Annotated in this window: 10 protein-coding genes; 3 read left to right on the forward strand and 7 right to left on the reverse strand. The window is 66.1% G+C overall.

Annotated elements, in window-relative coordinates:
* The 3 genes from JO059_RS09460 to JO059_RS09470 form a co-directional block, all read left to right on the forward strand.
* On the forward strand, positions 1-762 hold a 762-nt coding region (locus tag JO059_RS09460; protein WP_293316027.1), incomplete at its 5' end, for an HAD-IB family hydrolase.
* Between the two features lie 44 nt (positions 763-806).
* On the forward strand, positions 807-1,319 hold the full coding sequence (locus JO059_RS09465) for a MaoC family dehydratase N-terminal domain-containing protein (RefSeq protein ID WP_293316029.1): 513 nt from the start codon (positions 807-809) through the stop codon (positions 1,317-1,319).
* 10 nt (positions 1,320-1,329) lie between these two features.
* A complete protein-coding gene (locus JO059_RS09470; protein WP_293316031.1) occupies positions 1,330-2,253 on the forward strand; it encodes a cyclopropane mycolic acid synthase family methyltransferase in 924 nt (307 codons plus the stop codon).
* Between the two features lie 85 nt (positions 2,254-2,338).
* On the opposite strand, the gene JO059_RS09475 is transcribed toward JO059_RS09470, so the two are convergent.
* The 7 genes from JO059_RS09475 to JO059_RS09505 all read right to left on the reverse strand — a co-directional run.
* Entirely contained in the window at positions 2,339-3,424 is a 1,086-nt protein-coding gene (locus JO059_RS09475; RefSeq protein ID WP_293316043.1) for a lysophospholipid acyltransferase family protein, read from the reverse strand.
* Positions 3,425-3,430: 6 nt separating this feature from the next.
* Positions 3,431-4,546 (reverse strand): SDR family oxidoreductase, encoded by a 1,116-nt coding sequence (locus JO059_RS09480; RefSeq protein WP_293316033.1) that lies wholly within the window; start codon positions 4,544-4,546, stop codon positions 3,431-3,433.
* Positions 4,547-4,612: 66 nt separating this feature from the next.
* Positions 4,613-4,714, reverse strand: coding sequence for an AURKAIP1/COX24 domain-containing protein (locus tag JO059_RS09485; protein WP_003402602.1), 102 nt, complete (start codon positions 4,712-4,714; stop codon positions 4,613-4,615).
* A gap of 167 nt (positions 4,715-4,881) precedes the next feature.
* Positions 4,882-5,139, reverse strand: coding sequence for a cell division/environmental response transcriptional regulator (locus tag JO059_RS09490; RefSeq protein WP_293316035.1), 258 nt, complete (start codon positions 5,137-5,139; stop codon positions 4,882-4,884).
* A gap of 139 nt (positions 5,140-5,278) precedes the next feature.
* Positions 5,279-6,151, reverse strand: a complete 873-nt coding sequence (gene proC / locus JO059_RS09495; RefSeq protein ID WP_293316037.1) for a pyrroline-5-carboxylate reductase — start codon at positions 6,149-6,151, stop codon at positions 5,279-5,281.
* 27 nt (positions 6,152-6,178) lie between these two features.
* Positions 6,179-7,009 (reverse strand): thioesterase family protein, encoded by an 831-nt coding sequence (locus JO059_RS09500; RefSeq protein ID WP_293316039.1) that lies wholly within the window; start codon positions 7,007-7,009, stop codon positions 6,179-6,181.
* Positions 7,006-7,493: sugar phosphate isomerase/epimerase (locus JO059_RS09505; RefSeq protein ID WP_293316041.1), on the reverse strand; the 488-nt coding region annotated here is incomplete at its 5' end. The genes JO059_RS09505 and JO059_RS09500, both read right to left, overlap by 4 nt.

The raw sequence follows: 7,493 nt of genomic DNA on the forward strand, positions 1-7,493 counted from the left end.
ACCGCGGCCGCATTCTTCGACGTGGACAACACGCTGGTTCAGGGGTCGTCGGCGGTGCACTTCGGCCGCGGACTGGCCGCGCGCAACTACTTCACCTATCGGGATGTGCTGGGATTCGTCTACGCCCAGGCCAAGTTTCAATTGCTCGGCAAGGAGAACAGCAACGACGTCGCCGCGGGCCGGCGCAAGGCGTTGGCGTTCATCGAGGGCCGCTCGGTCGAGCAGTTGGTGGCTTTGGGCGAGGAGATATACGACGAGATCATCGCCGACAAGATCTGGCCCGGCACCCGCGAGCTGACCCAGATGCACCTCGACGCCGGCCAACAGGTATGGCTGATCACGGCCACGCCATACGAGCTGGCGGCGACCATCGCACGTCGGCTGGGCCTGACCGGCGCCCTGGGGACCGTCGCGGAGTCGGTCGACGGGGTCTTCACCGGCCGGTTGGTGGGTGAGATCCTGCACGGCACGGGGAAAGCCCACGCGGTGCGCTCGCTGGCGATCCGCGAGGGCCTCAACCTCAAACGCTGCACCGCCTATTCCGACAGCTACAACGACGTGCCGATGCTATCGCTCGTGGGGACGGCGGTCGCCATCAATCCCGACGCCCGACTCCGTGCCCTGGCCCGCGAGCGCGGCTGGGAGATCCGCGACTTCCGGACCGCGCGCAAGGCGGCTCGGATCGGCGTGCCGTCGGCACTGGCCCTGGGTGCGGCGGGCGGCGCGTTGGCAGCACTGGCGTCGCGGCGGCAATCGCGCTGATAGGCTGCGCCGCTGAGACGTATTCGAGCGGAGAGCACAGCGGTATGACAACCCCCCAAGAGGCCAAGGGACTCATCGGCAGCAACTATCGCGGATCGGACTACTTCGAGGTCGGGCGCGAAAAGATCCGTGAGTTCGCGGCCGCCGTCCTCAACGATCACCCGGCCCATTTCAACGACGCCGATGCCGCCGAAGCCGGCTACCCCGCGCTGGTGGCGCCGCTGACCTTCGCCGCGATCGCGGGCCGGCGCGTGCAGCTGGAAATCTTCACGAAGTTCAAGATCCCGATCAACATCGCGCGCGTCTTCCACCGCGATCAGAAGCTGAAGTTTCACCGGCCGATCCTGGCCCACGACAGGTTGTTCTTCGACACCTATCTAGACTCGGTGATCGAGTCGCACGGAACTGTACTCGCGGAAATCCGCAGCGAGATCACAGATGCCGACGGACGACCGGTCGTCACCGGCATTGTCACGATGCTGGGTGAGGCCGCACACCAAGAGGCGAGCACCGAAGACACCGTTGCCGCAATTGCATCCATATCTGCCGGAAAGTAGGGTCGATTCAATGTCGCAGAGTGAAACGGGTGGCACTCAGCTCAAGCCGCCGGTGCAAGCAGTCCGATCCCATTACGACAAATCGAACGAGTTCTTCAAGCTGTGGCTTGATCCGTCGATGACATACAGCTGCGGTTACTTCGACGAGAATCCGGACCCGCAGAATCTGACCAAGACGCTCGAAGAGGCGCAGTACGCCAAGCGCAAGCTCGCCCTGGACAAGCTGAACCTCGAGCCCGGCATGACGCTGCTCGACATCGGCTGTGGCTGGGGTTCCACCATGCGGCATGCCGTGCAGGAGTACGACGTCGACGTCATCGGCCTGACGCTCAGCGAGAACCAGTACGCGCACTGCGTGGCGGAGTTCGACAAGATGGACAGCTCCCGTCGCAAGGAGGTGCGGATCCAGGGCTGGGAGGAATTTCCCGACGAACCGATCGACCGCATCGTCTCGCTGGGCGCCTTCGAGCACTTCGCCGACGGCGCCGGTGACGCCGGGTACGAGCGCTACGCCACCTTCTTCAAGAAGTACTACGACCTGCTGCCCGACGACGGCCGCATGCTGCTGCACTCGATCGTGGTCCCGAGCCGCGAAGAGGGCAACGCAATGGGTTTGAAGGTGAACATGACCCTGCTGCGATTCATCAGCTTCATCCTGAAAGAGATCTACCCGGGCGGGAAGTTGCCGCAGGTCGACCTGGTTGACAAGTACGCGACTGACGCGGGCTTCAAGATCGAGCGGCACCACTTCATCGGCAAAAACTACGTGCCGACGTTGAACGCCTGGGCGGATGCGCTCGAGGCCCACAATGAAGAGGCGATCGCCCTGAAGGGCCAAGAGACCTACGACATCTACCTGAAGTACTTGCGGGGCTGCTCGAATCTGTTCCGCGACGGCTACACGAACGTCTGCCAGTTCACCATGGTCAAGTAGGGGTCAAGTAGGTCAGCGAGTGGCGAGTTGTTGGGCCGAAAGAGCGGCTTAAGCGCCCAACAACTCGACGTTCGAGGCGCGAATTTCAGCCGAAGAAGATGTTGCGGCGCCCGGCCAGCAGCCGGTAGAGCGTCTGCTGGATCGTCTCGCGCACCTGGTCGGTCAGCTCGAAGGTGACCATCGGGTCATCGGCGTCGGAGGCGGCGTAGTCATTGGTGTAGATCGGCTCACCGAAAGCGATGCGCCACTTCGACGGCAGCGGCACCAGTCCCGCCGGCCCGGCCAGCGGGAACAGCGGGGTCACCGGAAAGTACGGCAGCCCGAACAGCCGCGCCAGCAGCTTGACATCGGTGAGCATCGGGTAGATCTCCTCGGACCCGATGATCGAGCACGGGATGATCGGGGCTTTGGTGCGCAGCGCGGCGGTCACGAAGCCGCCCCGGCCGAACCGCTGCAGGCGGTAGCGGTCCTCGAAGCGCTTGCCCAGCCCCTTGAAACCCTCCGGGAAAACGGCGGTGAGCTCGCCCGCCGCGAGCAGCCGGTGCGCGTCCGCCGTGCAGGCCATGGTGTGCCCGGCCTTGCGGGCCGCCTCGCCGACGACCGGCAGGTCGAATACCATGTCGGCGGCCAGCAGCCGCAGGTCCCGCTGCGCGGAATGCTCGTCGTGCACCGCAACCGACAGCATCAGCCCATCCAACGGCAACACCCCGGCGTGATTGGCCACCACCAGCGCGGCGCCCTCGCTCGGCAGGTTCTCGATACCGCTGACCTCGACCCGGAACCACGATCTGAAAAACACCCTCAGCAAGGGCCGGACGATCGCGCTGTTGAACTGTGGGTCGAACCCGAACTCATCGACGGAGTAGTCCCCCGTGAGCCGCTGACGAAGGAAGCCGGCAACGGCGGCGACGCGCTGCGCAAGCTCGTTGAGCGGTTGCTCAGCGCTTCCCGGCGTGCCCGGCGTACCGGCGGCGCGGCGGTGGTCGTCGATTTCGCGAACGACGGCGGCGATCTGTTCGGCCGATGCCTGACCCTGCGAATCGGAGAGCAACGAGGGATGCTGACGAGCCGAATCTGTCCGTTGGTCGGCTCTGCGACGAGCCGCTACTCGACCCCTATTGGTGTGCAGTGGAATGACATTCGCCCTCGTCTCACCCGCCACGTTGTCTATCCAAATCTAATCTGCCCGGACCCACGGAATTGGATTTCGGCCACCCAAGCGCTGTGCAATCGCTATGGCACGACCCTCCAGTGAGCGTACCCGATGCGGGTCGATTATGGGAGTCAGGCCGCGGCCGCGAACGTAGTCGTCGAATGCCTCGGCCGTCGTCCATTTGGGCTGGTAGCCGAGCTCGGTGCGCATCCTCGTGGTGTCCATGACGCGGCCGTAACTCAAATAATCAAACTGATCGCGACTGATCTCCGTGTACCGATTTGCGCGTCTCAGCGAATCCAATGCCCACACGCCAAAACCGGGCACCGGCAACGGAATTCGGCCGGCCCGCCGAATCGCTTGCGAGAGCATGATGATGCCGTCGGCGCCGATGTTGAACGTGCCGGCCTTGCCTGCCATTGCCGCGCGTTCGAGTGCCCCCAGCGCGTCCTGCTCGTGCAGCAGCTGCAATCGCGCATCGTGGCCGAACATCGTCGGGACCAACGGCCCGGCCAAGTACCGCGACAGCGTCGTGTCCATCGCGGGACCGATCATGTTGGCCAACCGCAGGATCGTCACCGCGATATCGGGCCTTCGCCTGCCCAGCCCTCGCGCGTAACCCTCGATATCGAGGCTGTCCTTGGCAAAACCATCGCGGAACGGCCGGCGGCTGCTGCTGTCCTCGGTGAACATCACCGGGTCGTGGGCGCTCGACCCATACACCTCGGAGGTCGACTTGAGCACCACGCGGCGCACGGCGGGCGCCTTCTGACAAGCTGCGAAGAGCTGCATCGCGCCCATCACGTTGAGCTCCTTCAAGGCCGCGCTGCCGCCGGACCTCGGCGCGTAGGACGCCGCGGCGGCGTGCACCACGGTGTCGACGTCGCCGTTACGAATCACCTTGGCAATAAACGGATTACGTATGTCGGCTCGGACGAACTCGGCCCGGCCCATGCGGCGGAGCATGGCCTTGCTGGGTGCGATCGCGTCCACCGCGATGACCCGGTTGATCAAGGGGTTCTGCGCGAGCCGAGCGGTCAGGTAGCCGCCCAGAAACCGGCACGCGCCGGTGACCAGCACGACTTTGGGATAGTGCACAGTGCCGCCCGTCCCGGCGCCGCTGTCACTCGACTCATCCACTCATTCAGCCTAACGGCCCGGCCGGGCTGCAGCGTGAGGGTCGAGGGGCTCAGCGCGCTTAGCGGCTTACTTGCCAAGTTTTCTGCGCTGCACCCGAGTGCGGCGAAGCAGCTTGCGGTGCTTCTTCTTCGACATCCGCTTGCGCCGCTTTTTGATTACTGAACCCATGAACTCCGCTATCTGACCGGTGACCTGCAAAGGACCTTAAAACTTCCGGGCCACTCTACCCAACCGGCAGCACACAACACCAAACCGGCGGTCGCCCGACCGCGTGCAAACCACGGAGCGCATCAGGGTGCCCGACCGGCCGCGAAACCACGCGCGGCCGGTGCGGCTCAGCCCGCGTCGAAGTACGAAGTCTCCAGCATGTCGTGGACGGCCTTGGCGTGTACCCGGAAGGACCGACCGACCCGAACCGCCGGTAGTTCACCGTTGTGCACCAACCGGTAGACCGTCATCTTGGAGACGCGCATCAGCGCCGCCACCTCGGCGACGGTGAGAAATTGTGTCCTGGCCTGCTGGCCCTCGGCGGAACCGGTGTCCCGCCCCTTAGCAGCGGAATCTCGCGCCGATGGCCCGTTCGTAGACGTCATCGCAACCCAATCGTGTCAGGCCCGCGCAATGCCAGCGGCTTCCCCTCCGCTGGCACCCACACGTGCATACAAGAGGAGAATAGCGGGACTAATGGGGTTACTGGTACTGGTGAGGGACAATCGGTTCGAAATTCTTTAATTATTCCGATGTAATTCTTAGCTGCTCAGAGCGCATTTTGGCGGCTTGGACGGCCGCGTCCACGGCCGCCCGCAAGCCGCCTCGTTCGAGTTCGCGCAGCGCAGCTGCCGTCGTGCCGCCGGGTGAGGTGACGGTCGCCCGCAGCTGAGCGGCCGTGGCGTCCGCCCGCGTCGCCGGGGCCTCCCGCGCAACCGCGCGGTGGGAGTCCAGCGCTTCCAGCAGCATCGCCGCCGACCCCGCCATGGTCTGCGCGGTGAGGTCGGTGGCGACCTCTCGGCTCAAGCCGGCCGCGACACCGGCGTCCACCAGGGCCTCGACCATCAGGAAGAAGTACGCCGGGCCCGACCCTGACAGCGCGGTGACGGCATCCATCTGGGCTTCGGGCACGGTCAGCACGCCGCCGACCGAGTCGAACAGCGCTGAGACCTCCTCGAGCTGTGGTGCGGTGACGAAGCGACCCCTGGCCAGCGCGGTCACCCCGGCGCCCACCAACGCCGCCGCGTTGGGCATCGCCCGGACCACCGGCGTCCCGGCTGGCAGCTTGGACTCGAAGTAGGAGATCGTGATTCCGGCCGCGACCGTGACGAACACCTGGTCGGCGCTGTCGACCTCGGCAGCGGCGGCCGCGCGTGCCAGCTCCCCCATCACCGACTCCACGTCGGCCGGTTTGACGGCGACGACGACGAATGTCGCATTGTCCACGGCGTCCGTCACCGATGTCACCAGCACCGAATACGTCTCGGCCAAGTACCTGGCGCGCTCGGAAATCCGCTCGGCCACCACCAGGTCTTTTACCTGTCGGCCCGCCCGCAGCAGGCCCGAGAGCAATGCCTCGCCGATGCTGCCCCCGCCGACGATCGCGATTCTTGCCATGCCCGAAAGCATCGCAGACCGCTGGGCTCAGCCGCGCTCCCGGGCGGGGACCATGGCCAGCTGGCGAGCTTGCACCACGAGGCGGCCCAGGCTGTCGACCACGATGTGGTCCTCGTCGAACCAGTCGTGCCCGATCTCGGTGCAGGTGGCGACGATTCGCAGCCAGCCGTCCACGGGAAGAGCCCGCAGAAAGGTGGTGAGCTGGATGGTGGGCGCCCAGCCGGTGCGGCCCACCGCCAAGGTCACCGGCGGCGACAGATCGCCGCACATGAGCGCGAACAGCGCGTCGGGCGCCACCCCACGCGGGCGGGCCCACATCTGGATCACGGGCGGGCCGCCGTCGGTGCTGGGCTTCATCGTGGACAACAGCGGCCGCACGTCGCAGCCCGCGCCCAGATGCACCAGACCGGCCAATGGGTGCCCGGGTCCGATCGGGGCGACGTCGTCGGGCGGTTCGGGCGCCATCAGATCCACCACCGGGTTCGCCGACAGCAGGGGACCGGCGCCGCTCGCAAAATGCTCCGGCAGCCCCAGGTTGACCACGGCGTGCACCGCGGTGCGTTCGCCTTGTTTGAGCTCGACATCGACGACGCTGATCCGGCGGCCGCGCTTGCGGATGGACGTCGTCAGCCACATGGCGCCAGGATCGGGCGCCCACAGGAAGCTTGCCGACACGGCTACCGGTTCTCGTCCGGCGCACACCTCACGGGCGGCATTGGCGCACAACGCCAGCATCGCGCCCCCGTGCACCTTGGGCCCGATCGTCCAATGCTCGTTGAGTTCGCCCTGAAAGACGTGGAGGTCTGCGCCGGCATCGACGTGCCGGAGCGTCATCGCGGTGGTGAATAACGCGTTCACCGCAACAGGTGGGTTCGGGCGAACTGCAGCGACTCGGCGAGCATGCCTTCGCGCTCCTGGGCCGACCGCGCGCTTGACGTGGAGACCTCGAGGATGACGTGGCCGGCGAAACGCCCGCCGGCGAGCATCTGGCACACCTCGGCGGTGGGCTGCGTGCCCCGCCCCGGCACCAGGTGCTCGTCGGCGGGCAGGCCGCTGCCATCACAGAGGTGCAGATGCACCAGGCCGGCGCCCATCCGGCGGGCCATGTCCAAGGAGTCGGTGCCCGCCGTCGCGGTGTGCGAGAGATCGAGCGTGTAGTGCGCGTGGTTGCCGTCCAGCGGGTCGAACGACGGCGCGAAGGCCGAGATCGCCGGGCCCGGCCCCCCGCCGCGTCGGCGCATCCGTTCCATCGATTGGCCGGCACCGAACAACCGGTCCGCGCGGAAGGGAAACATGTTCTCGACGGCGATCATGACATCACTGGCGGCCTCCAGAGCCGAAA

It is taken from the genome of Mycobacterium sp., from assembly GCF_019247615.1.
In the GTDB taxonomy this organism is placed as follows: Bacteria; Actinomycetota; Actinomycetes; order Mycobacteriales; family Mycobacteriaceae; genus Mycobacterium.